This is a genomic window from Pseudarthrobacter sp. L19 (genome assembly GCF_050859435.1).
Lineage (GTDB): Bacteria > Actinomycetota > Actinomycetes > Actinomycetales > Micrococcaceae > Arthrobacter.
On sequence record NZ_CP193935.1, the window covers coordinates 2119791 to 2146093 of the forward strand.

Below are 26303 nucleotides of genomic sequence, written 5' to 3' on the forward strand. Positions count from 1 at the left end.
GGGCGGCTACCCGGTGACGCTGCCCTGGGTGAGGCCGGCGACGATGTACCGCTGCAGCGCCGCGAACACCAGCAGGATGGGGACGATCACCAACATGGCGCCGGCCATCAGGATGCCCCAGCCCGCGCCGTTGCCCTCGGAGTTCTGCAGCAGGGTCAGGCCCACCGGCAGCGTCATGGTCTCGGGCCGGTCGGTGATGATCAGCGGCCAGATGTAGTCGTTCCACTCGCTGACGACGGTCACGAGCGCCACGGTGGCGATCGAGGGCAGGGACACCGGGGCGACGACCTGCCAGAGGCGGCGCCAGTGGCCGGCGCCGTCGATCTCCGCGGCCTCAAGAATGGACGCCGGGAGGGTCAGGAAGTGCTGGCGCAGCAGGAACGTACCGAACGCCGTGCCCAGGCCGGGGAGGATGATGCCCCAGAGGGTGTTCTTCCCGCCGATCCCGGCGATCAGGATGTAGTTCGGCAGGATGGACACCTGCGGCGGCACCATCAGGGCCACGAGGATCACGATGAAGATGACGTTCTTGAACGGGAACCGGACGAACACCAGGGCGTAGGCGGTGAGGATGGCCAGGATGACCTTCACCGTGGAACCGACCGTGGTGACGATCAGGCTGTTGATGAAGAACTGGCCGAACGGCACGGTGGTCATGGCCACCTTGTAGTTCTCCAGGTTGAAGCTCTGCGGCAGGATCTTCAGGTCCGTGGTCACGATCTCGCCCGGCGTCTTAAGCGAGCTGAGCAGCATCCACAGCAGCGGGACGACGACGACCAGGGTGGCCAGGATCAGCGGCACGTAGCCGCCGACGATTGTCTGGACCAGGTTGGCACGGGAGAATGGGCGGTTCCGCTGCGGCGGGAGGTCCTGGTTCGCGCCTGCCGCGGGGGCGGCCCCGGCCGCCGGATCGGGACTGACGGGGGAGAGCGTGCTCATGAGTAGTGCACCTTACGTTCGACGAACCGCACCTGCAGCACGGTGATGATGAGCAGGATCGCGAAGAGGATCACGGAGATGGACGCGGAGTAGCCGGCCCGGTTGTAGGCGCCGAAGGCCTGCAGGTAGGCCTCGTAAATCAGCGTTGAGGTGCCGTTGCCCAGCGGGGTCATGATCCGGATCAGGTCGAACGCCTGCAGGGAGCTGAGCAGCGTGGTGATCAGGAGGAAGAACGTGGTGGGGGAGAGCAGCGGAACGGCCATGCTGATGAAGCGGCGGAAGCCATTGGCGCCGTCGAGGGACGCTGCCTCCATGACGTCCTTGGGCAGCGACTGCAGCCCGGCGAGGTACACCACGGCGCAGTAGCCGAGGTTCTTCCAGATGTAGACGATGATGACCATGACCAGCGAGAGCTGCGGGTCGTTGATCCACTGCGGGCTCTGCTGGCCGATGCTGCGCAGGAGCCAGGAGAGGACGCCGTAGCCCGGGTCGAAGATGAACAGCCAGACCAGGCCGACGCCGACGCCGCTGAGGACGTAGGGGGCGAAGACGGCGGAGCGGGCGAAGGTGGTGCCGCGGACCTTGGCGTTCAGGGCCAGGGCCACCAGCAGCCCCAGGATCATCGAACCGCCGACGGTCACGACGGTGAAGACCGCCGTGGTGCCGAGCACGTTGGGTGCATCGGCGCTGGTGAAGAAGTTGATGTAGTTGTCGAGGCCGACGACGGTCGCGGAGGCGGAGCCGAGCGTCCAGTCCAGCGTCGAGTAGTAGATGTTGTTGATCAGCGGCAGGTAGGTGAACACCGCGATCAGGGCCAGGTTGGGCAACGCCAGCGCGAGAAATACGAAGAAGTCCCGGCGGGTCCTGGCGGACCAGCGTCCCCTGCGCCGGGCCGGTGCGACGGCCGCGGCGGTAGCCGCAGGCCTGTCAGTCAATTGTCTTGTCATGGTGCGTCTCTAACGGATCCAGGCCTGCCACTGGCAGGCGTTCGGGCGGGGGATCAACATACACTTCATCACACACTTGGTGGGTGGAACCCCGCACAAGGCCCCGTCAGAGCTTTGTTATGCCAGGCTTCCTTGCCCGTTTACCTACTGTTGGTTGCAGTATTCCACACCGTTCGCCTGTGGTCAGGGATGCGGGGAAAGGCGGATCGGGCTCCAATTCGGCCCGCACCGGCGCACAATGGAGCCATGACGGGGATCACGGATGTACCGGGGATCAGGGTGGGCCATGCCGGCCGCCGCAGCGGGGGCTGGCTGAGCGGGGTGACGGTGGTGCTGCCGCCGCCGGGGACCGCCGGCTCGGTCGACGTCCGCGGCGGCGGACCCGGCACCCACGAGACCGACGCCCTGGACCCCACCACCCTCACGGCCACGGTCGACGCCGTCGTCCTCACCGGCGGCAGCGCGTTCGGACTCGCCGCCGCCCACGGGGCGCAGAGGTGGTGCGAGGAGCAGGGAGGGGGTTCGCAGTCCCCGGCGGGGTGGTTCCGATCGTGCCCGCCGCGGCGATCTTCGACCTGGGCCGGGGCGGCGACTTCGGCGCCCGCCCGGACGCGGCCATGGGCTACGACGCCACGGCTGACGCCGCCTCCCGCCCGGAGGGCCACAACGTCGAACGCGGCAGCACCGGCGCCGGCACCGGAGCCCTGATCGGCCGGGGCCAGTTCAAGGGCGGTGTCGGTACCGCATCAATCACCCTGGAGAACATCTCCAAAGACGGGCCGGTGGTGGTTGGAGCAATAGCAGTAGTCAACGCGCTGGGACTACCCTTTGGCACATCGCCGGAGCAGGCGGAACCCGGCAGCGTGCGTCTAAGCGAGGAACGAGCGAGCACGCAGAGGGTTGCGGCTGCGCCGGCGGAAGCCGGCCACGGGGCGGAGGGCGCGCAAGCGCCGCAGCTGCCGCCGCTCAACACGACCCTCGTCGTCGTCGCCACGAACGCCATCCTGGACAAGGCCGAGTGCAAAAGGACGGCATCAGCGGCCCACGCCGGACTGGCGCGGGCGCTGAACCCGAGCCACACCCTGGCCGACGGGGACACGGTCTTTTGCCTCGCCACGGGCGCGCTCGCGCTGGACCGCGACACCGACGCGGCGCGGCAGCTGAGCCTGATCGCGCTGCAGAGCGCGGCGGCCGACGCCGTGCGGCTGGCGATCCTGGACGGGGTCGACGCCGCGGGTGACGAGACCACCCCGGCGGGCCGGTTTCGTGCATACCGCCGCTGAGTGCGCTAGCATGACTGGATTTAACATTCGGCCTTCGATGCCGTAATGTTGACTGTTGGTTGTCTGCCCTGCTGTGCCCTTTTGGGGAGCGGTAGCCGGGAGGCAAGCAAGAAATCACAAACGTTCGCGGCCGCATCCGGTGCAAACCGGGGTGCCGCGGCAACAACAGTTAGCGGAGGGTATGGCCAAGAAGGACGGGGTCATTGAGATCGAGGGCGTTGTGACCGAGGCGCTGCCCAACGCGATGTTTCGCGTTGAGCTCACCAACAAGCACATCGTTCTGGCACACATCTCTGGAAAGATGCGACAGCACTACATTCGGATCCTCCCCGAGGACCGCGTAGTGGTGGAACTGAGCCCTTACGACCTGACACGTGGTCGTATCGTCTACCGCTACAAATAACCACTGGACGGCCGTGGCATCAGCCAGGGTCCGGGCCAGCTGACCACTGCAACACGCAAAGGAACGCCATGAAGGTCAAGCCGAGCGTCAAGCAGATCTGCGAAAAGTGCAAAGTGATCCGCCGTAATGGCCGGGTCATGGTGATCTGCGAGAACCCGCGCCACAAGCAGCGCCAGGGCTAATTCTCCCCTTCGGAGAACCCCGGGTTGCTAACCCACGCAAGTAAATAAAAGGCAGCACAAGCTGATCTGGGACATTGAGCATCAACGAGTCCGGACAGCTAACCCCCGGTCGGAGGCTGGGGCCGCACACACCGTGCGGGTGTACTGCCTACGACCTCCGGTTTATTCAAGGAGTACCGCCACTATGGCTCGTCTCGCTGGCGTAGACATTCCCCGCGAAAAGCGGCTGGAAATTGCGCTTACTTACATCTACGGCGTGGGCAAGACCCGTGCACACGAAACCCTGGCTGCCACCGGCATCAGCGCCGACGTTCGGGTCAAGGACCTGACCGACGCCGAGCTGGTTCAGCTGCGTGACTACATCGAAGGCAACTACAAGGTTGAGGGTGACCTTCGCCGCGAGGTAGCCGCCGACATCCGCCGCAAGGTCGAGATCGGCAGCTACGAAGGCCTGCGTCACCGCAAGGGCCTGCCCGTACGCGGTCAGCGTACGAAGACCAACGCTCGTACCCGCAAGGGTCCGAAGCGCACCGTCGCCGGCAAGAAGAAGGCCGGACGCTAAAACCCAAGTGCCCCCTGAGATCGCTTCGCGATTGCAGGGAACCAGGCATTTGTGGGCCGACAGCGTTCGCTTCCCCCAAATAACTTTCTGTAGGAGAAATAATGCCCCCGAAGACTCGTGGCGCGGTTCGCAAGCCGCGTAAGAAGGACAAGAAGAATATCGCGCTTGGCCAGGCGCACATCAAGAGCACGTTCAACAACACCATCGTGTCCATCACGGACCCGTCCGGTGCTGTCATCTCCTGGGCCTCGTCCGGTGAGGTTGGATTCAAGGGCTCGCGTAAGTCCACTCCGTTCGCCGCTCAGATGGCCGCCGAGGCCGCTGCCAAGCGCGCCCAGGAGCACGGCATGCGCAAGGTTGACGTTTTCGTCAAGGGACCGGGCTCGGGACGCGAGACCGCCATCCGTTCGCTGCAGGCCGCTGGCCTCGAGGTTGGCTCCATCCAGGACGTCACCCCCAGCGCCCACAACGGCTGCCGCCCGCCGAAGCGCCGCCGCGTCTAATGCTCTGCCGTGCTTGCCCGGACCGTCGCCGGTCCGGGCAAGCGCCGCGGCGTTAAGCCATTAGACCGATCTTTCCACCACCTGTGTTGCGTCATATAGCGGATGCTCGCCGAAAGGAAACCTAAGTGCTCATTGCACAGCGCCCCACCCTCTCCGAAGAGGTCGTCTCCGAAAACCGTTCCCGCTTCATCATTGAACCGCTGGAACCGGGCTTCGGCTACACCCTCGGTAACTCCCTCCGCCGTACCCTGCTCTCCTCCATCCCCGGTGCCTCTGTCACGAGCATCCGGATCGATGGCGTGCTGCACGAGTTCACCACGGTTCCGGGTGTCAAGGAAGATGTCACCGAGATCATCCTGAACATCAAGAACCTGTCGGTTTCCTCCGAGCACGACGAGCCGGTTGTCGCTTACCTGCGCAAGCAGGGCCCGGGAGTCGTCACCGCCGCGGACATCGCTCCGCCGGCCGGTGTCGAATTCCACAACCCGGATCTGCACATCGCCACGCTGAACTCGAAGGGCAAGTTCGAACTCGAACTGACCATCGAGCGCGGCCGCGGCTACGTGTCGGCAGCTCAGAACAAGTCCGGCGACTCCGAGATCGGCCGCATCCCGGTCGACTCGATCTACTCGCCGGTGCTGAAGGTGACCTTCCGCGTGGAAGCTACTCGTGTCGAGCAGCGCACCGACTTCGACAAGCTGATTGTCGACGTCGAGACCAAGCCGGCCATCGCCCCGCGCGATGCCGTTGCTTCGGCCGGTACCACCCTGGTGGAACTGTTCGGTCTGGCCCGCGAGCTGAACACCGCAGCTGAAGGTATCGAGATCGGCCCGTCGCCGACGGACGCTGCCCTGGCCGCGGACATGGCACTGCCGATCGAGGATCTGGACCTCACCGTCCGTTCCTACAACTGCCTCAAGCGTGAGGGCATCCACACCGTGGGTGAACTCGTTGCCCGCTCCGAGGCTGACCTGATGGACATCCGTAACTTCGGTGCGAAGTCCATCGACGAGGTCAAGGCAAAGCTTGTTGAGCTGGGTCTGTCCCTCAAGGACTCCCCTCCCGGTTTCGACCTTGCAGCCCGCGCCGCAGCCATCGAAGAGGACGACGCCGCGTTCAGCGACGACGAGCTCTAAAACAGATCTTGGCCGGCGGACCGGACGCACCGCAGCGTGCACGGTCCGCAGGCTTCCATATGAGGAGAAATAGTTATGCCTACCCCCACTAAGGGTCCGCGCCTCGGAGGCGGCCCGGCTCACGAGCGCCTCATGCTCGCGAACCTCTCTGCCGCACTGTTCGAGCACAAGCGCATCACCACCACGGTGACCAAGGCCAAGCGCCTGAAGCCGTACGCCGAGCGTTTGGTGACCTTCGCCAAGCGCGGCGACCTGGCTTCCCGCCGTCGCGTGCTGGGCCTGATCAGCAACAAGGGTGTCGTCCACGAGCTGTTCACCGACATCGCCCAGGCGATGGAGAACCGCGACGGCGGCTACACCCGCATCACCAAGATCGGCAACCGCAAGGGCGACAACGCCCCCATGGCTGTCATCGAGCTGGTCCTGGAGCCGGTTTCCGCCAAGCAAGCCGTGGTTGCCGAGGCCACCACCGCCGCCCAGCGGGACGCTGAAAAGAAGGACTCGGACAAGAAGGACGAGGCTGCTCCGGTTGCCGAGACCGAAGCCGCTGAGACCGAAGAGGCCCCCGAGGCCGAGGCAGCAGCAACCGAAGAGGCTCCGGCCGCCGAGGAAGCTCCCGCCGAGACCGAGAAGGAAGCGAAGTAATTCGCTGACCGCCTTCTTATAGACTTAGGTCTATGAACGAGCACGAACCCGCTGTCCCCCTTACCGGGGACGGCGGGTTTTTGCGTATCCGGCTGGACCTCTCCTACGACGGGGCGCCGTTCAGCGGCTGGGCGCTCCAGCCCGGTAGGCGCACCGTCCAGGGAGTCCTGGAAGAAGCCCTGGCCCTGTTGCTGCGCCGGCCGGCCCGGGTCACCGTGGCCGGACGCACCGACGCCGGTGTGCACGCGCGCGGCCAGGTGGTGCACTTCGACATGGCCGCCGCCGAATGGGCCGGGCTTCCCCGCGGCGCCGGGCTGGACCCGGCCGCCGCGTTGCTGCGCCGGCTACGCGGCGCCCTCCGCCGGGGCATGGGGGACCTCGCCGGTGCTGTCGAGGTACACCGCGCCGCGCTGGCGCCGGAAGGCTTTGACGCCCGGTTCAGCGCCCTCTGGCGCCGCTACAGCTACCGGATCGCCGACGGCACACCCCGGTGGGACCCGGTCACCCGGCACGCCACGCTCTGGCACAAGACCGACCTGGACACCGACCTGTTGAACGAGGGCGCCGCGCCGCTGTTGGGGCTGCAGGACTTCCGTTCCTACTGCAAGCCGCGGGAGGGGGCCACCACCATCCGTGAGCTGCAGCGCTTCGACTTCAGCCGCGGGGCCGATGGCGTCATTGTCGCCACCATCCAGGCGGACGCGTTCTGCCACAACCAGGTCCGGGCCCTCATTGGCGCGGCGTTGTTCGTCGGCGCCGGCGAGCAGCCCCGGGGTGGCTGTACGAACGGCTGCTGGCCCGGCAGCGGGACGCCCGCTCCGTCCTGGCCCCGCCGCATCCGCTGATCCTGGAAGAGGTGGCGTACCCCTCGGCGGAAGGGCTGCTGGCCCGGGCGGAGCTGACCCGCGCCCGGCGCGAGTAGCAACTCTTCGCCGCCCACCCGTGATCTTCGGTTGGCAGGGCGCGGCTAGAAGGAGCGCGGCGGCCCGTCCGCTGGCAACTCGACAGTAAAGGTGCTGCCGTGGCCAGGGCGGGTGCGGCAGGTGATGGACCCGCCGTGTCCCTCCACGATCGCCTTGGTGATGGACAAGCCCAGCCCCGCCCCGGGGATGGCGCCGTCGCGCACCGCCGGGCTGCGGAAGAAGCGGGTGAACACCCTGTCGGCGTCGGCGGCGGTCATCCCGATCCCGGTATCCCGCACCTGGAGGACCACGCGGCCTTCCGCGGCGCAGCCGGAGACCGTCACGGACCCGCCGTCGGGCGAGTACTTGATGGCGTTGGAGACGAGGTTGTCGAGGGCCTGGCTGATGCGCAGCGGATCGACGTTCGCCCACAACGGCTCCCGGGCCTCCATCGACAGGGACACCCGGGCCGCGTGCGCGTGCGCCTGGGCAGAGCCGATGCTGGCCTCCACCAGCCCGGCGAGGTCGGTCCGGCGGGGCTGCAGCTGGACGGCGGCGCTGGCGGTGACGAGCAGGTCGGAAACCAGGGCCAGCAGCCGCTCGGCATTGCGCTGGGCCACCTCAATGCGGCGCAGCACGGACGGCGGCAGCTCCTCGCCGAGGACAAGGTCCAGGTTGCCGATGATGGAGGTCAGGGGCGTCCGGAACTCGTGCGAAACGGTGGCGACGACGTCGTCCTTGGCGGCCAGGGCATTCACCAGTCCCGTGACCTCGTTGTAGACCACGACGGCGCCGCCGAAGCGGCCGTCGTCGTCGCGCAGCGGCCGGGCGCCGGTGGAGACTACCCGGCCGCCGGGGGCGCCGCCGAAGCAGACCAGGTGGTCCGCAAAGGATTCCCCCGCCATGGCACGCCGGATGGGCCGCCGTTCGGGCTGGAGCGGGGTCCGCTGGTCCGGCCCGGTCAGCAGCAGGTGGTCCTCCCAGCCGCGGTGCACGGCGGTGCTGGCCCCGTGCGGCGCGGCGCCCGCCTCGAGCCGGCTCTGCCAGCTGTTGGTGAGCAGGCGCCGCCCCTCGGCGTCCACGGCGACGATCCCCACGTCCACCGTGTCCAGGATGGTGTTCAGCAGCCGCTCCCGCTCGCGGCTCTCGGCCAGCAGCGCCTGCAGCTGCGCCTCCTTCGAGTCCACGCGGCGCTGCTGGCGGGCCAGCTGTCCCTTGACGAACTCCATGGCCACAGCCACGGCAAGGGTGGTCAGCGACAGCAGGGCGACGGTGGCGATCCGGCCGGGGCTGTCGTCGGGGCCGGCGTCGAAGAACCACGGGAGTCCGGCCAGCAGCGGTCCGAAAAAGCTCAGGGCGGCGGTGACGGCGGGGGAGAGCCGGGAGGAGGCGAGCCAGACCACCGGCAGGACTGACAGCACCCCGAGGCCCTGCAACTCCTCGGCCGCGGCGGCCCGGCTCAGACCGATGGCGGCGAGATCGAGCACCGGAATCCACAGCGTTGCCAGGGGCGGGAGCCGCTCCCAGGGGACCACCAGGCAGGCAAGGAAGAGGGCGGCGTGGGCGGCGACGGCGGCCTGGCCCCAGCCGCTGTAGAGGTGCAGGTCCCAAGCCGAGGGGGCCGCGGCGAGGCCAGCGGTCAGCAGCAGGGTGAGGGGAAGCTGGGAGGTCAGGACGCGAAGCCGGGTGTGCAGGGTGGTCGGGCGGCGGGGCACCCGCACGTCATGAACCAGCCGCCACTCACCCAAAGACCAACGCTCCTCTCACGAAGCTTGAGTTTACAGTCGTGTCAAAATAAATTGACATAAAACATACGAAGATTGCTGAACAAAAATGTGCCGGAGCCCGGGATTCGGTCCCGGGCTGGGTATGGTGGCAGGACGTGCTGCGGGTCTTTGGTGCGGCGGTGCCCCGCCTGGCGGTGGCGCCCCGGGCCGATGGCGGCGGTGGAAGCGGAACTGCAGCGGATGTGAGGGTGGCATGACAGACCTGGGCGTGGCCGTGGTCGTGGAAGACGACGCCGATGTGCGGAACCTCGTCGAGGCTGTGCTGCGGCAGGCGGGCTTCGAGGTGCATTCCGCCTCGGAGGGCCGCGAGGGCGTGGACGTCGTCCGCCGCGAGGATGCCCAGGTGGTCACCCTGGATGTGGGACTGCCGGACATTGACGGTTTCGAGGTCCTGCGCCGGATCCGCCAGTTCAGCGACGCGTACGTCGTCATGCTCACGGCCCGCACCGACGAACTCGACACCCTGACCGCGCTCCACACCGGAGCGGACGACTTCCTCACCAAGCCCTTCCGGCCGCGCGAACTCCGCGCCCGCGTGGCGGCCATGATGCGCCGCCCACGCCGGGACAACGGCGGAGCTGTGGCCGCGCCTGCACCGGCGCCGGACAACGTGCTGCGCCATAACGGGCTGTCGCTGAATCCGGACATGCGCTCTGTGACGGTTGACGGCGAGCCGCTTTCCCTGACCCGCAGCGAATTCGACCTGCTGCATGCGCTTCTTAAGGGCGCAGGCGCGGTCCGGTCTAAGACGGACCTGGTCCGTGTGGTCCGGGGGAGTACTACCGGGCCGACGCGTACATCAGCGACTCCGACGAGCGCGCCGTCGAGGTTCACATCGGCAACCTGCGCCGGAAACTGGGCGAGGATGCCGTGCAGCCCCGCTGGCTGCAGACGGTACGCGGTGTGGGCTACCGGCTCGCGCCTGCGCAGCCCTAGCACTCCATCAAGATGTAGCTGAACTGCAATTCCTGGACGGTTTCCCGGCCCCGGGCGGCGACCTCGCCGAGCCTGGCCTCGGCCTCCGCCAGCAGGCCCTCCCGGACCAGGACTTCCAGTTCCGTGGCCAGGGCTGCCAGGCGCAGGCCGCCGACCATCGAGGACGAGGTCTTCACGCTCAGCACGGCGTCGAGGGCCGCCGTCGCGTCGCGGCGCTCGAGGGAAACAGCCAGGAGGCGTAGCGCTGCTCCCACATCTGGGCGTAGTCGCGGGCAAATCCCCGCGCGACCGTCGCGCTGTTCACCTGTTCACCCAGGTCCTGGAGGGCGCCCGGGTCCATCAGGGGCGCCGCCGCGGGCCCCGGCCGCCCGCCGTCGTCGGGAGTGACGGCTGTGGTCGCGGCCCCCGATGCAGGGATTTCGGGGCTGGCAGCTGAAAGAGACATGGCACTACGGTACCCGCTTGGCCCGGTGCCCGTCCGGGCGCCCGATGATCCTGCGCAAACCCTGCGGGGAACCTTCTCGGGCCCGAAGGCACCCGCCACACGCGGCGTCAGTGGCCGCTGAAGGTGTTGATCGCGTTGATGACCGCGGGGCCCAGGATGGCGATGAACAGCACCGGAAAGATAAAGAACAAAAGGGGGAACAGGATGGTCACGGGCAGTTTCATGGCCTTCTCCTCGGCCCGTTGCCGGCGCTTGACGCGCATGACCTTCGCCTGGATCCGGAGGACCCGGCTGATCGCGATGCCGTAGGTGTCCGCCTGCACCACGGCCTGGACGAAGCTGCGGAGTTCGGGGATGCTGGTGCGCTCGGAGAGGGCCTGGTACGACTCGCGGCGGCTCCGTCCCACCTGCATGTCCTGCAGGGTGCGGACCAGTTCCTCCGCGAGGGGGCCCTTGCCGTTTTCGCCGGCCCGGGCCATGGCGCCCTCAAAGCCCAGGCCCGCCTCCACCGAGATGAGCATCTGGTCCAGGGTGTTCGGCAGCTCCAGCTGCATGGCCTTCTGGCGCTCCTGGCCCTTGCTGTACAGCAAAAGGTCGGGGATGAAGTAGCCCAGCAGTATTACGAAGAGCCCCACGAGCTTGAGCATGGGCGCGGGGGTGCTGGCGAACCACAACCCCAGCAGGGCCCCGACGGCGCCGAGCAGCGGCTTCGCGGCGAGCACCCGGCCCAGGGGCAGCGACGCCGGCCTGCCGGCGAGGGCCAGCAGGTGGTCGAGCTTGCGGACGTAGGCCGGGGGAGTGAGGCGGCGTCCCAGCCGCTCCAGCACGTCACGCTTGCGCGTCTCGGTGGCCTCTACGGGTGCGGTGCCGAGGGCGAGCATCTGGCGGATGGCGCGCTGGGACTTCCGGTCCACCGAGAGCACGGACCAGGACAGGTAGCACAGCGGCAGGCAGATCAGCAGCAGCCCGGCGAGGAGGATGGGGTTCACGGCTGCCTCAGAACTTCAGGTCGATAATCTTGCGCATCCACAGACCGCCGATGGTCATCAGGATGATAGAGGCGACGATCATGCCCCAGCCCAGCGGGTTGGTGAACATGACGTTCATGTAGCCGGGGTTGACCAGCATCAGCATGAGTACGATGCCCACGGGCATGGCCATCAGGATGTAGGCGGAGAACTTGCCTTCGGCGGCGAGGGACTTGATGTGGCCCTTGATCTCGCTGCGCTCGCGGATGGTCTCGTTGACCTGGTCCAGGACTTCGGCCAGGTTGCCGCCGACCTCGCGGTTGATCTGGATGGCCTGGGCGATCCAGACGAAGTCCTCGTTCTGCATTCGGTCCGCGGTGTCGGTCAGGGAGTCGAGTAGGTCACGGCCCAGCGAGGTTTCCGTGATGATCCGGCGCATCTCTTCGGCGGTGGGGCTCTGCGATTCGTTGCCGGCCGCGTCGATGGCCCGCAGGATGCTGTGCCCGGCGCGCAGGCCGCCGGAGAGCAGCTGCAGGGTGTCACCGAGCTGGTCATCGAACCGGGAACGGCGGCGGCCGGCGAGGAAGGTGAGGACCAGGTGACCGGCCACCGGAGCGAGGAGGACCAGGGGTACCGCCAGGAGGGGGCCGCCCACCAGGAGGCCGGCCAGGGCTCCGACGAGTGCGCCGGAGAGCAGCAGCACGTAGAAGTCCCCCTGTCCCAGGCGAAGACCGGCCTGCTCGAGGGCTTCCCGGTTGAAGAGCCGGATCTTGCGACGGGCGAAGAAACCCTCGGCCAGGCCTGCGGCGGAGCCGGCGAAGCGGCTGAGGGAGGACTCCGCGGCGGCCTGTACCGGCCGCCGTCGGTCAAGGGGTACCCGGGACGCGCCGGGGGCTACGACGGCGACGGCGAGGAGCAGGATGGCGGCGACCAGGAGGGCGACGCCGGTGTACAGAATCACGGTCCGGGTCACCCCGCCCGGCGGGTGCCAGCGGCGTCGCGAACACGCTCGGGGAGACAAAGATTCCAAGGTCTTCGAAGCGGTCGATGAAGCGGGGGCGGATGCCGGTGGCCACCGGTTTGCCCATGAAGCGTCCGCTGCCGTCGACACCGGCGGAGTAGTCGAAGACGAATGCGTCCTGGAGGGTGACGATGTCCCCTTCCATGCCTTGGACCTCGGTGACATGGGTGATGCGCCGGGAGCCGTCACGGAGCCTGGAGATCTGCACGATCAGGTTCACCGCGGAGGCGATCTGTTCCCGGATGGCGCGCAGGGGCAGGTCCATCCCGGCCATCAGGACCAGCGTCTCCAGGCGGGCGACCGCGTCCCTGGGGGAGTTGGAGTGGACGGTGGACAGCGATCCGTCGTGGCCGGTGTTCATGGCCTGGAGCATGTCCAGGGACTCGCCGCCGCGGACCTCGCCGACCACGATCCGGTCGGGCCGCATACGCAGGGAGTTGCGGAGCAGGTCGCGGATGGTGACCTCGCCCTTGCCCTCGGTGTTCGGCGGTCGGCTCTCCAGCCGCACCACGTGTTCCTGCTGGATCTGCAGTTCCACTGCGTCCTCGATGGTGACGATCCGCTCGTCGTGCGGCAGGAACGAGGACAGGACGTTCAGGAGGGTGGTCTTGCCGGTACCGGTGCCGCCGGAGACGATGATGTTCAGCTTGGCCCGGACGCAGGCGTTGAGCAGCTCTGCCATCTCTGGGGTCAGGGTGCCGAACTCGATCAGGTTCTGCACGGTGAGGGGGATCTTGCTGAATTTACGGATGGTGAGTGAGGAGCCGCCGACGGCCAGCGGCGGGATGACGGCGTTGACGCGGGAGCCGTCCTCGAGGCGGGCGTCCACCAGGGGCGAGGACTCGTCGATGCGGCGGCCAACCTTGGAAACGATCCGCTCGATCACCTTGCGCAGGTGCTCCTCGGAGCTGAACCGGGATTCCGTGAGAGTGAGCTGGCCCTTGCGTTCCACGTAGATCTGGTCCATCCGGTTGACCATGATTTCGGTGACGGCGGGGTCGTCCAAAAGCCGTTGGAGCGGTCCGTAGCCGAGAACGTCGTCGGCGACGTCGCGGACCAGCCGGCCGCGTTCCTCGGCGGAGAGCGGAACCTGTTCGGCGTCGACGATGCGGATCAGTTCGTCCCGGGCGGTAGCCCGCAGCTCGTCTTCCTTTAGTGCGGAGTCGCTGAAACGGGTGCCCATCCGCTCGAACAAGGCCGTGGCGGCGCGTTCCTTGAGTGCGGCGAAGGCATCCACCGGCTGGGCTCCGCGGCCGCCGTCGTGGTGTTCGCCGAGGGCGTGCGACGGCGCCGCCGCGGCCAGGCGGGACGGACCCTGCGGGGCGGTGGCGTGCGCCGGGACGGCCTGTGCACCGATTTCGGTTGGGAGGGGACCACCCGGGATGGGGGACGGGTGTGGCGCGGGGGAGCCGGCTGCGGGGGTGACGGGACGTGGCCGCCCTCTGCCACGGACAGGCGTTCGGAGAGTTTCATTTAGACGACCACCCTTCGGTGCAGCTTCTTCTGGGCCTTGGCACGCCAGGCCGGATCGAACCGGGCGACGAGTTGCCGCAACCCCTTCACGGCAGGGTCCCTCCTCGCGGCCTGGAGGACGGGAATGCCGCGGTTGGTGGAGTAGGCCACGGCCTTGGACCGGGGGATGCTGACGTCCACCGGGGCGCCGATGGTGGCCTCCACGTCCTGGACGCTGAGGCCGGACTTGGCATCGGCCATGTTCAGCACGACGTGCCGGGTCTCGGGAAGCAGGTCCAGCCGGCGGAGGATGTCCAGTCCGGACCGGAGGCCGCGGATGCTGGGGACGTCCATGGCACTGACCCAGACCACGTCGGTGCACTGCTCCAGCGCGGCCAGCCCCACCTCCGGCAGCCCGGGCGCCGTGTCGATGACGACGTACTGGAACTGCTCGGCCAGCTGGGCGATGAGGCGGCTGACCTGCTGCGGGGTGATGCTGTCCGCCTCAACCGGGGTCCGCGGCGCACACAGCGCGTAAATGCTGCTCGGATGCACGGTGAGGAATGCCTTGAGGACCAGGGAGTCCTGGCTGGCGGAGGCGGAGACGGCGTCCGTGACGGTGTGTTCAGGGTTGAGGTAGAGCCCGGAGGCGATGTCGCCGAACTGCAGGTCCAGGTCCACCACGACGACGCTCATCGGCGCGACCTTGCCCAGACCGATGGCGATGTTCGTGGCGATGGTCGTTTTCCCGACGCCGCCCTTGGGGGAGAAGACCCCGATCACCAGGCCGCGCGGGGCGTCAGGGTTCTGGATCGCGGCGGTGCGGTTGCGGCTGGCGTAGGACTGGCAGGCCCGCTCCAGCAGCACCCGGATCTGTGCAGGGTCCGAGGCAGGGCTGAGGATGTCCCGGATCCCGGCGCGCATTGCGAGCAGGACGACGTCGGGGTCCGTCTCCCCGACCAGGATCACGCTGAGCTCGGGCAGCTGCACGTCGAAGACTGTCGCCAGGCGGAGCGCGTCCTCGGCGGGGACGTCGGGTCCGATGATCAGCACCTCGGGGCGTTCCTGATCCAGCTTGGCGAAGAGCTCGCCCGGATTTGCGGGATCGACGGCGGCGAAGGTCTGGACGCCGCCCGTCAATCCGCCGCCCACCGCCCGCCGGAGCCGCGCGTCGAAGTCGGTGTTGGGGGAGATGAGGACGAAGCGGCTCACTTGTATACCTCCGGGCGGGTCATGATTCCGGGGCGGGGGGCTTCTGTGGCGTCCAAGGGTTCCTTACTGAGCCAAATGCTGGCGACCTCTCCGAAGTTGGAGGCATAGACGATCTTGGTCGCATCTGGCTCGTTTACGGCGACGGTGATGAGGAAGGAACCGGTGGGAAGTGAGGTGTCTTGTGCAGGGCCAGTTGAGCCGTTGGCTGACGGCGCCGGGCTCGGCGTGGCCGTGGGCGCCCGCTGCACGGAGGTCACCAGCACCTTGTGGATGCTCAGCTGGGTGGTTTCCTTCTCCGGCTTGGCGTCCAGGCCCCCGTTCTTCAGGTTGATGAAGACGCCGACGTGATCCCCGGCGGAGATACGTCCGCCGACGACACGCTGGGGCTCGAGCTGGAAGGAGACCTCCTGGAGTCCCTTGGGGATCTCGACGGCGCCGCTGGTCTTCAGTTCCTCGGGCTGGATCAGCCGTTCGGCCACCAACTGTTCGCCCGGCAGCAACTCCACGGAGGTTACTTTGCCGCCCTGACCGTCCAGGTTCTTCAAAGCCGACTTGGAAACAGCAGTGCCGGGGAGCTCCTCAGTTGTCAGGAAGGCCTGAAGGCTCGCCGTCGGGGTGCCCGCGGGGATGGCCTTCTGGACCACCAAGACACTGACGGGGTTGAGGTCCTCGACGGCCCGGCTGTCCGCACCCTGGGCGTAGCTGACGACGAGGATGGCGCCGACGACGGCGAGGACAATTGCCGCTACGCCTGCCAATAAGCGTGACTTCAAAAAACTGCTCCTGATGTGGATGGACGGGAAGGCCTGGACGGCTATTGCGTAAGTTTGATGACGCCGGCACCGAAATCGGGCGGCGTTCCCAGCGTGTAGGCGTTGTCCAGCGAGACGTACCGGATGAAGCTGCCGATCACGCCCACACAGCTGCCGGTGCAAGACAATGCGGGGGATACGTCGGGCGGGGCGTTGCGGAAGGTGATGGGAAACTTGTTGCCGTTGAAGCTCCAGCCCTGGACTTTGAAAGCGGCGAACGACGTCAGATGGTACGAGACGCTTGTCCCCGTGCCGGTGACCTGGTCGAAAATCGGCAGGAGCACGATGACGTCCTTGCCAGCCTGGATGTCCGAGGCCCAGGAAATCAGCTGATTGTTACAGATATTGGGGTAGCTGTTGCCCGGGTCGCCGTCGGCCCAGCCTGAGGCGCTGACATTCCCCGCGCAACCGCCGTCGGGGCGCTTCAGCCAGCCGAAGCCGCCGGGGACGACCTGCCCGGACGGTACATATTTGCAGGACGTCTCAGCTTTGCTGCCGTGGCTCACCAGGAGTTGGGCTCCAGCGCCTATATGGTCGTTGACTTGGCAGACAGAAAAGGCGATTGGAAAGGCGGTGGGCCCCGCCACGGGGCTGCCCCACTGCACGGTGGCAGCCGCTGTCACCGAGGCGTCCTTGATGCCGAGAACCCTTGCGAAGAACAGCGATACCTTGTTGGGGGCCTTGCCGGCTTCCTGGGCGCCTGCTGTAACTGTGACGGTGCGGTTCGTCGTGTCCAGTGCGACGGACTGGATATTGCTCAAGCCATCGCCGGTGTTGCCGTTGGCGAGGATGCCGGGCAGCGACGACGTAGCGGAGCAGTTGGGATCGTTGACATTCTTGGCGCACTTCTGCGCGATGGCGAACGCCCCCGCGTCCGCCCCGTTGCTCAGCTGGGTGCGTTCGGCATAGAGCATGCCGACGTCCACGGCGATGGCCGCAAATCCCAGCAAGGCGACCATGAGGACCGCGACGATCACAGCGATGGCGCCGTGCTCGCCGTCGCGGTCGGATGCGGGGCAGGCTAGCCGCCGCACAGCATGACTCCCTTGCCGGACATGGGAAAGGGCCCGGCGATGCCGGTCATGGTGGACAAGGTGTAGCTGATGGTGACGGTGACCTGCGAGCCCGCGGTACATTGTGACGGGGCGACCGTGATGTTGGCGTCGGTCAAGGCCGGCTGCAACTGAGTCGCCGCATTTTTGACCGCGGTGCGGGCGGCGGAGGGGTTGTTATTGATGGCCATCACGCGGACGCCCTCCCGGGCGGCGCTCGAAAGCGAGACCTGGACGTTGTATGCTCGGCCGAATTCCATGATCCCCAGCAGCAGCATGACCAGGACCGGTGCCAACAACGCGAACTCCACGGCGACGGCACCCCGTTCGCCTGTCCTGGACATGGGTACCGCCTTCCTGGTCTCATGAGGGCCGGTTACAGATGAGTGGCGGCGGCTGTTGCCGCCGCCACACATCGCATTTCGGGGTATTGAGGGCCGACTACCCAGCAGCCGGTGCGGCCGGGGCAGCGCAATCGCCGGTCGTGCTGTTGGTGATCTTGCAGCCAACGTCGTGGAAAGTCTTGGTCAGGTTGGTGCCGAGGAACGTGACGGCCACAATGATGGCGACGGCGATGAGGGCGACCATGATGCCGTACTCGACGGCGGTGGCGCCGCGCTGGTCGCGGCGAAGGCGGCTTGCGATGGTGGCGAAGAAGGAACGCATGAGTGACTCCTGAGCGAGGTGGGCGGCTGGCCCTGCACCAGCACTGAGAGGAACTTAGCAACCACCGACACGCCCTCAACCCGACTTTCCAACTTCCTGTGTGAAGGCTTGCCGAACTGTCCCTTTCCTGCTCTTTACCTGCGCCGATACTGCGCCGGAAATTCCTTACGGCTGGCCATCACAGCGGAGGACCCCCTCGGCTCTGGTCCGAGGGGGTCCGGTCTGTAGGCGCCTGTGAGGCGTTCCGCCGTCGTCAGCGGGAACCGCTGAACACCGCGATGGTGCTCATCACGGTCGGCCCCAGCAGAACGATGAAGAGCGTGGGCAGGATGGTGAAGATCAGCGGGAAGAGCATCTTGACCGGCATCTTCATGGCATGTTCCTCGGCGCGCTGGCGCCGCTTCACCCTCATGTCCTTGGCTTGTGCGTGCAGCACGCCGGCTATGGCGATGCCGTAGCTGTCCGCTTGGACGACGGCGCGGACGAAGCTCCGCAGGTCTGGGACGCCGACGCGCTGCGCCATGGCCAGGTACGCCTCCTTCCGGGACCGTCCCACCTGGATGTCTTGCAGCGTCCGAATGAGTTCGTCGGCAAGCGGACCCTTGCCATTCTGGCCAGCGCGCGCCATGGCAGTTTCGAATCCGAGCCCGGCCTGAACTGAGATCAGCATCTGGTCCAGCGTGTCCGGCAGCTCCAGCTTGATCTGCTCCCGACGTTTCTGGGCATTGTTCCGGATCAGGATGTCCGGGACGGCATACGCCAGCCCGGAGGCCGCGACTGCCAGCAGGATGTTGGCGGGTGTGGGGTTCCCCGCGATAAGGAGAGCCCCGGTAACTGCCCCGCCCAAGGCGAGGAGGGGCTTCATCATCAGGACCCGTCCCAGGGGCCAGTCCTTGGGTCGGCCCGCACCGGCGAGCTGCCGGTCCAGCCATCCCGTGTAGCCGGCAGGGGTGATCCTCCGGGACACCGCGGCGAACTGCCCCGTGGCCGACAGCGGGGACGCGCCCGCCTCAGGCCGCCGCCCGAGGTTGGCCTGGATGTTCCGCAGGCCGGCGCGGTCGCCGGTGACGGCAAGCCAGGTCATGACGGATGCCGGGGCGATGACCGCCAGGATGGCGGCGTAGGCGATGGGATTCATGGTCTTCTCCCTCTCAGAACTTCGGCTTGATGAGGCGGCTGAGCCAAAAACCGCCGACGGCGAGCAGTACCACCGAGGCCGCGATCATCAGGAATCCCGGGATCGTGGTCAGGAATGTCTTGGAGTAGGTCGGGTTGAACATGACCAGGCCGGTAAACATGAGGATCGGCAGCGCCATCAGGACCATGGCGGACATCCGTCCTTCCGCGCTCAGGGCCTTCACCTGGCCACGGAGCCGGGTGCGGTCCCGAATGGTCTCGCCGACGTTGTCCAGGACCACCGCAAGGTCACCGCCCACCTCGCGGTGGATCTCGATGGCGCGGGTGATGGAGGCGAAGTCCTCATTGGAGGTCCGCCGTGCCACGTCGGCCAGCGATTCCCCGAGGTCCCGGCCGATCCGGGTCTCGTTGACCACCCGGCTGAGTTCATCTTTCATGGGCGACTCGTTTTCCTCAGCGGCGGCGTCCACCGCCCGGAGGAGGCTGTGTCCGGCGCGCAGGCCCCCGGCGAGCATCTGCAGCGCATCCGGTACCTGCTCGTCGAACTTCCGGCGGCGCCGGGAGACGAGGACGTTTAAGAGGAGAACCAGCCCCACCGGCGTCGTGACCAGCAACAGGAAGGCCGGCACCAGCCCTCCCAGCACGAATCCGATGGCCGCGGCCACGAAGGCGGCAGCTCCGCCGAAAAGTAGGTAGTCTCCGGGCTGCTTCTTCAGGCCCGCACTGTCCAGCCGTTCCCGGCTGAGCAGCCCCGGGCCTCGGTCGCGGAGCTGCTGGTTGAGGGCAGTCACCGCATGATCGGTCAGCTTTGTGAGGCCTGAGGTGTGCTGGCTGGCCTGCAGCTCCGGACGGCGCCGCGACAGGGGGACGGTGGGTGACGCGAACACGACGGCGACCACGATGGCCAGGGCGGCGTATACCAGGAGCAGGCCGCCGACAAACACCAAGGGAGAGAGTTGCACCGTTACCGCCCCCTCATCGCTGCGGCGCCGAAGACCGCTGGCGAGATCGGAATCCCCAGCTCGGCGAAGCGGTCCGTGAAGCGGGGGCGGACGCCGGTGGGGATGGTCCGGCCCAGGAAGCGGCCGTTGCCGTCGACCCCGGCAGCGTAGTCGAAGACGAAGGCGTCCTGGAGTGTGACGACCTCGCCCTCCATCCCCTGGACCTCGGTGATGTGCGTGACCCGGCGCGAGCCGTCACGGAGGCGGGTGATGTGCACGATCAGGTTCACCGCGGAGGCGACCTGTTCGCGGATGGCCCGCAGTGGCAGGTCCATCCCGGCCATCAGCACGAGGGTTTCCAGCCGGGCGATAGCGTCCCGCGGCGAGTTGGCGTGGACGGTGGAGATGGACCCGTCGTGGCCGGTGTTCATGGCCTGCAGCATGTCCAGTGATTCGCCGCCGCGGACCTCGCCAACCACGATCCGGTCCGGCCGCATGCGCAGCGAGTTGCGGACCAGGTCTCGGATGGAGATCTCGCCCTTGCCCTCAATGTTGGGCGGACGACTCTCCAGCCGGACCACGTGGTCCTGCTGCAGCTGCAGTTCCACAGCGTCCTCGATAGTGACGATCCGGTCCGTGCTCGGGATGAAGGAAGAGAGCACGTTCAACAGGGTGGTCTTGCCGGTGCCGGTACCGCCGGAGACGATGATGTTCAGCCGTGCCTGAACGCACGCTAGCAGCAGTTCGGCCATCTCGGGCGACAGGCTGCCCATGGTGACCAGGTCGTGCACCGTCAGGGGGTCCCTGCCGAACTTGCGGATTGTCAGGGCCGGCCCGCTGACCGCGAGGGGCGGGATGATGGCGTTGACACGTGACCCGTCGGAGAGGCGGGCATCCACCAGGGGGGACGACTCATCGATGCGGCGGCCAACGTTGGAGACGATCCGCTCGATCACCCGGCGCAGTGCCTCGTCGGAAGTGAACTTCGCGTCGGTGAGCTGCAGGCGTCCTTGGCGTTCCACGTAGATCTGATCGAACCGGTTGACCATCACCTCGGTGACGGTCGGGTCGTCCAGATAGCGCTGGATGGGTCCATGTCCCAGCACGTCGTCGGTGATGTCCCGGATCAGCCGCTGGCGTTCTGCTGCGGAGAGGGGAATTTGCTCCTCTTCGACGACGGCCTTGAGCTCTTCCTTGACCGACTGGTGCAGCTCGGCCTCGTCCACCGAGGAATCCGTGATGCGGGAGCCCAACCGTTCGAAGAGCGACACGCTGGCCCGTTCCTTGAGCGCGTTGAGCGCATCGCTGGCCACCGTCGCCGTCTGCTGGAGCTCTTCGGACGGGAGCTGCGCATCCGCGGCTGTCTTGGCCTCGAGGATCCGGCCGAGGGTGGCCGGCGCGTTGCGGGCGGCGAAAACGTCGTCGTCTGGCTTGTTCGCTTCGGTGGGCTCGGGGCCCCCGCGCAGTTGCTGGTACCGGTCCGCGAGGCTCACTGGACTACCGCCCTTCTGTGGAGTTGCTTGTGCGGCCGGGCGTCCCAGTCCGGCTTGAACCGGTCGACCAGGCGCCGAAGGCCCTTGAGTGCCGCGTCCCGGCTGTTGTCCTGGAGGATGGGGACGCCCTTGTTGGTGGAGAACGGCAGGGTGCGTGAGCGGGGGAGGACGACGTCGACGGGTGCCCCGATGGTTGCCTCGACGTCCTTGAGTGAGAGACCTGCGCGGCGGTCTGCCATGTTGAGGACGATGTGCCGGTGGGCCGGCACCAGGTTCAACTCGTCGAGGATCTGGAACCCGGTCCGCAGTCCCCGGATGCTGGGGACGTCCATCCCGCAGATCCAGACTGCGTCAGTTGCCTGCTCCAACGTGGCCAGTACGTGCTCGCCCAGGCCCGGCGCGGTGTCGACCACGATGTAGCGGAATTCCTGCCGCAGTTGCTCGAGCAGGTGGCTGACGTGGGCCGCGGTGATGCGGTCCATCTCGATCGGCGTCCGCGGGGCGCAGAGCGCGTAGATTCCGGCCGGGTGGACCGTGAGGTAGGTCTTGAGGACCATGGAGTCCTGGCTGGCCGCGCCCGCGACGGCGTCGGTGATGGTGAACTCCGGTTCCAGCAGCAACCCGCTGGCCACGTCGCCGAACTGGAGGTCCAGGTCAACCACCACCACGCTCATCGGGGCGCTCTTGCCCAGCCCGACGGCGAGGTTGGTGGCCACCGTCGTCTTGCCGACGCCGCCCTTGGGCGACATCACGGCAATCACGCGACCGGGGCCGTGGTCTGCGTGCTCCGTGGCCTGCGGTCCCAGCCCCCGGCGCCGGCCCGCGGCGGCGAGGCTTGCCCGCTCCAGCATGACCCTGATGGTGTCCGGATCCGCGTCGGGGTCGAGGAGGTCGCGGACGCCGGCGCGCATGGCCTGGACCACGGTCTCATGTTCGGCCGTGCAGGCCAGCACGACGCTGATCTCGGGGTACTGCAGATCCATCACGGACGCGAGTTTCAGCGAGTCCGGCACCGGAACGCCCGGTCCCAGGATGAGAACCTCCGGTGGTTCGCCGACCAGCTGCTTCAGCATGTCGGCCGGACCCTCGGGCAGGTAGTCCGCCTTGAAGACGTGCAGCTCGCCGTGCATTCCGCTGACGGCCAGACGGACCAGGCGTTCGAATTCCGAATTGGGGGTGATCAGGACGAAGCGGCTCATTTGAACAGCCCTGCCGCATCCACCGTGCCGGTTCCGGCGTCCGGGGAATCCGAGGGTTCCTTGGACAGGTAGATCTTGCCGAACTCCGCCGCGAAGACGATGCGTTCAGCGTCGGCGCTGTTCCGCGCCAGGGTGATGAGGTAGCTGGCGTCGCCGGAGGACTTCGACGTCGTCGTCGACGAGACCTGGCTGGCGCCGCCCGTGTCCGCGGATGCCCCGGACTGGGTCGCCGCACCGTCGCTGTACTGTGCCGCGGTGACCAGGACCTTGTGGAAGGTCTGCTGGGTGCGGCTCAGCTTGGCTCCGGCGGCGCCGTCGGTGCCCGTGCCCGTCGAATCCAGTGAGAGGAAGACACCGACCGTGTCGCCGGCCTTCAGGATGCCGCCCGCCACGCGTTCGATGGGCAGCTTGAGAGTGATCTCCTGCAGACCGGCAGGTACCTGGACCCGGGACGGGCCGAGGAACGACGTTTCGTCCACCATCCGGCTGGACAGCAGCTGCTCTCCGGGTTGCAGGGTCACGGCCGTAACTTTCGACCCCAGGGAGGAGAGATCGGTGATGGTGTTGTCCGCCACCGCCAGCTTCGGAACGTCTTTCTTGGCGACCATGCCGGCGACCTTGTCCGCCGCGGTTCCGGCGGGAATTGCTTTTGCACGACGTACACGGACTCTGTTTCCGTTCCGGCAATAGCGCGTTTGTCGGCATTCTGAACATATGAGACCAAAAGGATTGTGCCAATGATGGCAACGAGTAGAGCCGCAATGCCCCCCAGCAGGCGTGTTCTCATTTTAACTCCTTAAAAATTTTTATCGAATGAGTTTTATGTCGACGGTTCCCAAGTCAGCTCCGCCGCCGGAAATTGCGCCGGATGAATCGATAGTTTCGAACTTCACAAATTGGCCGATGATGCAGCGGTTGTTGCCGCCGCTGCAGGCAAGGGCACTCGTCATGTTCGGGTCGCCCGCGTCGTTTCTGAATTCGTAGTTGTGGTTGTTGCCGAATTTCCAGCCCCACATCTTGAAAGTGGCGTAGCCGATCACGTGGAAGTAGCCGTTCTGCCCCTGGTTACCCACATCGTCGAAGACAGGAAAAGCTACTTTGACGTCGCCGCCCGCGAGGATGGTGGTTATCCAGCCGCCAAGCACGGAGTCGCAGTCAGTCGGCGGATTGTTTCCCGGATCGGATCCCGCCCGGTTGCTGCCGGTGGTAGTGACGGCGACGCATGGTGTGCTCCGGTCGAGCCATCCCCATCCGCCGGGAATCTGGGTGCCGGAGGGGCCGGTGCACGTTCCGCCGGGCTTGTAGGAAATCTTCTGTACCTCTCCGGTTGCAACGGCAGTGGAGAGGTTGAAGCAACTGTTGGAAATTGCGAGCGGAAATCCGGAGCCGCTCGTCATCGGCGCCCAGGATGCGGTAGCGGCCGCCCGGACAGTTGCCGGCCCGGCGTTGAGGGCGCTAGCAAACATCTTCGTTAGGTAGCCCGCCCCGTCCGTTCCCAGCGTAGAAGTGACCACCGTGACCTGACCCGCCACGGAGAGGTCGACGGAATCTACGGCGGAGACCCCGTCGTTCGCGTTTGGGCCGGCGAGCTCCCGCGCCCAGGTCAGAGCCTGGCTGACGGAGCAGGATCCGGCGGCGTGGCAGCGCTGTGCGACGGCGAGCGCGCCAGCGTCTGCCGCGTTCTGCAACTGGGCCCGCTCGGCATAGATTTCCCCGGTGTCGACGGCCAGGGAGCCTGCGCCGATCAGGACCAGCATCAACAGGGCCACCATGACGCCGGCGGCCCCGCGCTCCCGATTCCCGCCCTGTGGTGGAGGCGTCCTCAACCGTGGCATCGCATGGCCCCCGTCCCACGGACAGTGACGGAACCTCCGAAGATTCCGGTCAGGGAGTTGGCGGTGTAACTCAAGGCCACCTGGGCATTTCCGGTCCCGCCGGTGGGGCATGCCCCCGTAAAGGTGTAGCTGAAACCCGCAGGGTTGAGACCTGGGGCTCCGGCCACGGCCGCCGTCTGAGCGCGGGCAGGGTCATTGAAGATCGCCATGGTCCGGGCCGCCTCGCGGGCCGCCTGCGTAACGGAGATCTGGAGGTTATAGGTGTAGGAGAACTCCACGATCCCGCCGACCAGGGTCAGCAGGATCGGCGCGACGAGGGCGAACTCGACGGCGGCGGCCCCGCGTTCGCGTACGGACGGCTTCGAGGCATGCGAAGGCTGGTTGCTGCGCTTCATAGGATCCCCCAGGGATAGATGCAGCGGAAGATGTGGACTGTGCCGCGCCCGCGTGGCGCGGACGCGGCACAGGAGATGGTGCTGGGACCGAGTGCGCTAGGGGTGGGTGGCCCAGCCGGCAACCTGGGTGGCGAGGCGGCCGAACCAGGCGCTCAGGGCGCCGCCGAAGAGCGTGGCGCCGACGATGATCGCGAAGGCTACGAACGCAATGAGGAGCGAGTATTCCGTCGCGGTGGCACCCTTTTCGGATTCGAACTTGTTCTTGACGCCGGCGATGAGGGAGAGCATTGAGACCATGAGACCAGTCATTGTTTTAATCCTTTTCCAGAGTTTTTGATATTGACGAAGCTCCGGCAAAATCCCCCATTTGCTATTCGGTGGAGCGTCGATGCGACCACAATGGCACGGCAAATATCGGCCCGGCAATGATTTCAACTACTCGACTTCCCGCGGTAAAAGAGCGTTATTACGCGGGTGGCAGGCGATCTGTACTCAGTCGTGTTCGGCCCGAAGCGGCGACTACTTGGTTTGATAAGTTCGCTTACTTATCAGGCGAATGTTCGGAGGGCGCCGGCGACTCAGGCGGGGAAAAGGATGACGGCCAGGGCGGCCGCGAGCATGGATGGCCCGAAGGCGACTTCCTTCGGCTTGTTTTCGCGGTTCCGGGCCACGAGAAGCGCCGCGGCAACCCCGCCGGCGACAAAGCCCAGGGCGCCCCCGTAGAACAACTGGGGCCAGCCTAGGTATCCCAAGTACAGCCCGAGGGGCGCAGACAGCTTTACGTCGCCCATTCCGATGCCGTTGGGACTGGTGAGAGCCAAGATGAAGTAGCAAACGAAGAGGATGACGAGGCCGATGAGGCCCCGGAGCAATGCCTGCCACTCGCCGGAGCTAGTCGCTGCGCCTGTCAGAAGCACAAGGCCGATGCCCAGGAGTGGGCCCACAAGTCGGTTGGGAAGGATATGGAAAGTAAAATCAATTCGCGTCAATTCCACCGCGGCAATTGCCAGAAAAAGATAGGCGGGTAATTCCGGTGCGGGGCCGAAATGCCAGGCCAGTGCGCCGCAGAGCAGCCCTGCGGCCGTCGCCGGCCAGGCCCGGCGCGGTGACGAAGCGGCGTACTGCGGAAGTGCGCGTCTGGAGGCGGCCCGGGCTGCGAAGTCGAGCGCGACACCCGCAACGGCGATCGCCAGGATAAAGAGTGCCGCGCCGGCCGCCGGGAGGTCTTCCGCCCCGGCCAGGGTGGGAGCGGTCACGGGGCCTCCTGGTATCAAGTGCGGCGCTGGTGCCGCCCGGTTCTGCGCCACTGCAGGCCTGCGGGCGGCGGACAGTTCATTTTGACCCATGCCCACGGCTTCCGCTAATCTAAGTAGTCGTTGTGCGTGTCCTATCTCGATGGTGCGTGCCCGCTGAGAATCCGGTTGCAGGATAACTACTCCGCGTGCACATT

The 26303-nt window shown here is 66.8% G+C and carries 26 protein-coding genes and 4 pseudogenes; 9 read left to right on the forward strand and 21 right to left on the reverse strand.

Going from position 1 to position 26303, the window contains the following annotated elements; all coding sequences use genetic code 11:
* Window positions 1-6: 6 nt before the first annotated feature.
* Window positions 7-939, reverse strand: coding sequence for a carbohydrate ABC transporter permease (locus ACRQ5B_RS10110; RefSeq protein WP_412883754.1), 933 nt, complete (start codon window positions 937-939; stop codon window positions 7-9).
* A complete protein-coding gene (locus tag ACRQ5B_RS10115; RefSeq protein ID WP_432393605.1) occupies window positions 936-1886 on the reverse strand; it encodes a carbohydrate ABC transporter permease in 951 nt (316 codons plus the stop codon). Before ACRQ5B_RS10115 ends, ACRQ5B_RS10110 begins: the two co-directional genes overlap by 4 nt.
* Before the next feature lie 246 nt (window positions 1887-2132).
* Here ACRQ5B_RS10115 and ACRQ5B_RS10120 point away from each other — a divergent pair.
* From ACRQ5B_RS10120 to ACRQ5B_RS10155, 8 genes and pseudogenes are all read left to right on the forward strand, one after another.
* A pseudogene (locus ACRQ5B_RS10120) lies at window positions 2133-3169 on the forward strand (P1 family peptidase).
* 181 nt (window positions 3170-3350) lie between these two features.
* Window positions 3351-3572 carry a translation initiation factor IF-1 gene (gene infA / locus ACRQ5B_RS10125; protein WP_009358723.1) on the forward strand — a complete coding sequence of 74 codons (222 nt, stop codon included), beginning with the start codon at window positions 3351-3353 and terminating at the stop codon, window positions 3570-3572.
* Between the two features lie 68 nt (window positions 3573-3640).
* The gene (gene rpmJ, locus ACRQ5B_RS10130) at window positions 3641-3754 is read left to right on the forward strand and encodes a 50S ribosomal protein L36 (RefSeq protein ID WP_009358722.1); all 114 of its coding nucleotides are present in this window, start codon (window positions 3641-3643) and stop codon (window positions 3752-3754) included.
* 184 nt (window positions 3755-3938) lie between these two features.
* A complete protein-coding gene (rpsM, locus tag ACRQ5B_RS10135) occupies window positions 3939-4316 on the forward strand; it encodes a 30S ribosomal protein S13 (protein WP_011775569.1) in 378 nt (125 codons plus the stop codon).
* 101 nt (window positions 4317-4417) lie between these two features.
* Window positions 4418-4819, forward strand: a complete 402-nt coding sequence (gene rpsK, locus ACRQ5B_RS10140) for a 30S ribosomal protein S11 (RefSeq protein ID WP_066436904.1) — start codon at window positions 4418-4420, stop codon at window positions 4817-4819.
* Between the two features lie 125 nt (window positions 4820-4944).
* The gene (locus ACRQ5B_RS10145; protein WP_290255912.1) at window positions 4945-5955 is read left to right on the forward strand and encodes a DNA-directed RNA polymerase subunit alpha; all 1011 of its coding nucleotides are present in this window, start codon (window positions 4945-4947) and stop codon (window positions 5953-5955) included.
* Between the two features lie 75 nt (window positions 5956-6030).
* The gene (rplQ, locus tag ACRQ5B_RS10150; RefSeq protein WP_412883751.1) at window positions 6031-6600 is read left to right on the forward strand and encodes a 50S ribosomal protein L17; all 570 of its coding nucleotides are present in this window, start codon (window positions 6031-6033) and stop codon (window positions 6598-6600) included.
* Window positions 6601-6632: 32 nt separating this feature from the next.
* A pseudogene (locus ACRQ5B_RS10155) lies at window positions 6633-7522 on the forward strand (tRNA pseudouridine synthase A).
* A 45-nt stretch (window positions 7523-7567) separates the two neighbouring features.
* Here ACRQ5B_RS10155 and ACRQ5B_RS10160 read toward each other — a convergent pair.
* Window positions 7568-9217, reverse strand: a complete 1650-nt coding sequence (locus tag ACRQ5B_RS10160; protein WP_432393610.1) for a sensor histidine kinase — start codon at window positions 9215-9217, stop codon at window positions 7568-7570.
* Window positions 9218-9482: 265 nt separating this feature from the next.
* Here ACRQ5B_RS10160 and ACRQ5B_RS10165 point away from each other — a divergent pair.
* Window positions 9483-10225 (forward strand): annotated as a pseudogene (locus tag ACRQ5B_RS10165) (response regulator transcription factor).
* Here ACRQ5B_RS10165 and ACRQ5B_RS10170 read toward each other — a convergent pair.
* The 18 genes and pseudogenes from ACRQ5B_RS10170 to ACRQ5B_RS10255 form a co-directional block, all read right to left on the reverse strand.
* Window positions 10222-10479 carry a hypothetical protein gene (locus tag ACRQ5B_RS10170; protein ID WP_432393612.1) on the reverse strand — a complete coding sequence of 86 codons (258 nt, stop codon included), beginning with the start codon at window positions 10477-10479 and terminating at the stop codon, window positions 10222-10224. The pseudogene ACRQ5B_RS10165 and the gene ACRQ5B_RS10170 sit on opposite strands and share 4 nt — an antisense overlap.
* Before the next feature lie 298 nt (window positions 10480-10777).
* Window positions 10778-11659 carry a type II secretion system F family protein gene (locus ACRQ5B_RS10175; protein ID WP_432393614.1) on the reverse strand — a complete coding sequence of 294 codons (882 nt, stop codon included), beginning with the start codon at window positions 11657-11659 and terminating at the stop codon, window positions 10778-10780.
* Window positions 11660-11666: 7 nt separating this feature from the next.
* Entirely contained in the window at window positions 11667-12599 is a 933-nt protein-coding gene (locus ACRQ5B_RS10180; RefSeq protein WP_432393616.1) for a type II secretion system F family protein, read from the reverse strand.
* A gap of 13 nt (window positions 12600-12612) precedes the next feature.
* Window positions 12613-13962 (reverse strand): annotated as a pseudogene (locus ACRQ5B_RS10185) (CpaF family protein); the annotation flags it as partial.
* A gap of 170 nt (window positions 13963-14132) precedes the next feature.
* Window positions 14133-15323, reverse strand: coding sequence for an AAA family ATPase (locus ACRQ5B_RS10190; RefSeq protein WP_432393618.1), 1191 nt, complete (start codon window positions 15321-15323; stop codon window positions 14133-14135).
* On the reverse strand, window positions 15320-16081 hold the full coding sequence (gene cpaB, locus ACRQ5B_RS10195; protein WP_432393620.1) for a Flp pilus assembly protein CpaB: 762 nt from the start codon (window positions 16079-16081) through the stop codon (window positions 15320-15322). The genes ACRQ5B_RS10190 and cpaB overlap by 4 nt, the downstream gene beginning before the upstream one ends.
* A gap of 56 nt (window positions 16082-16137) precedes the next feature.
* Window positions 16138-17169, reverse strand: a complete 1032-nt coding sequence (locus ACRQ5B_RS10200) for a pilus assembly protein TadG-related protein (protein WP_432393622.1) — start codon at window positions 17167-17169, stop codon at window positions 16138-16140.
* Window positions 17157-17531 (reverse strand): TadE/TadG family type IV pilus assembly protein, encoded by a 375-nt coding sequence (locus ACRQ5B_RS10205; RefSeq protein ID WP_432393624.1) that lies wholly within the window; start codon window positions 17529-17531, stop codon window positions 17157-17159. Before ACRQ5B_RS10205 ends, ACRQ5B_RS10200 begins: the two co-directional genes overlap by 13 nt.
* Before the next feature lie 97 nt (window positions 17532-17628).
* A complete protein-coding gene (locus ACRQ5B_RS10210; RefSeq protein WP_432393626.1) occupies window positions 17629-17853 on the reverse strand; it encodes a Flp family type IVb pilin in 225 nt (74 codons plus the stop codon).
* Window positions 17854-18106: 253 nt separating this feature from the next.
* Window positions 18107-18991: a type II secretion system F family protein gene (locus tag ACRQ5B_RS10215; protein ID WP_432393628.1), complete on the reverse strand. Its 885-nt coding sequence runs from the start codon at window positions 18989-18991 to the stop codon at window positions 18107-18109.
* 13 nt (window positions 18992-19004) lie between these two features.
* Window positions 19005-19952 (reverse strand): type II secretion system F family protein, encoded by a 948-nt coding sequence (locus ACRQ5B_RS10220; RefSeq protein ID WP_432393630.1) that lies wholly within the window; start codon window positions 19950-19952, stop codon window positions 19005-19007.
* Between the two features lie 2 nt (window positions 19953-19954).
* Window positions 19955-21424 (reverse strand): CpaF family protein, encoded by a 1470-nt coding sequence (locus ACRQ5B_RS10225; RefSeq protein WP_432393632.1) that lies wholly within the window; start codon window positions 21422-21424, stop codon window positions 19955-19957.
* The gene (locus ACRQ5B_RS10230) at window positions 21421-22623 is read right to left on the reverse strand and encodes an AAA family ATPase (RefSeq protein WP_432393633.1); all 1203 of its coding nucleotides are present in this window, start codon (window positions 22621-22623) and stop codon (window positions 21421-21423) included. The genes ACRQ5B_RS10225 and ACRQ5B_RS10230 overlap by 4 nt, the downstream gene beginning before the upstream one ends.
* Entirely contained in the window at window positions 22620-23231 is a 612-nt protein-coding gene (locus ACRQ5B_RS10235; protein WP_432393635.1) for an RcpC/CpaB family pilus assembly protein, read from the reverse strand. Before ACRQ5B_RS10235 ends, ACRQ5B_RS10230 begins: the two co-directional genes overlap by 4 nt.
* A 198-nt stretch (window positions 23232-23429) precedes the next feature.
* Window positions 23430-24458: a pilus assembly protein TadG-related protein gene (locus tag ACRQ5B_RS10240; RefSeq protein WP_432393637.1), complete on the reverse strand. Its 1029-nt coding sequence runs from the start codon at window positions 24456-24458 to the stop codon at window positions 23430-23432.
* Window positions 24446-24853, reverse strand: a complete 408-nt coding sequence (locus ACRQ5B_RS10245) for a TadE/TadG family type IV pilus assembly protein (protein ID WP_432393639.1) — start codon at window positions 24851-24853, stop codon at window positions 24446-24448. Before ACRQ5B_RS10245 ends, ACRQ5B_RS10240 begins: the two co-directional genes overlap by 13 nt.
* 96 nt (window positions 24854-24949) lie before the next feature.
* The gene (locus tag ACRQ5B_RS10250) at window positions 24950-25162 is read right to left on the reverse strand and encodes a Flp family type IVb pilin (RefSeq protein ID WP_432393641.1); all 213 of its coding nucleotides are present in this window, start codon (window positions 25160-25162) and stop codon (window positions 24950-24952) included.
* Window positions 25163-25431: 269 nt separating this feature from the next.
* Window positions 25432-26109, reverse strand: coding sequence for a prepilin peptidase (locus tag ACRQ5B_RS10255; protein ID WP_432393643.1), 678 nt, complete (start codon window positions 26107-26109; stop codon window positions 25432-25434).
* Window positions 26110-26303 lie beyond the last annotated feature (194 nt).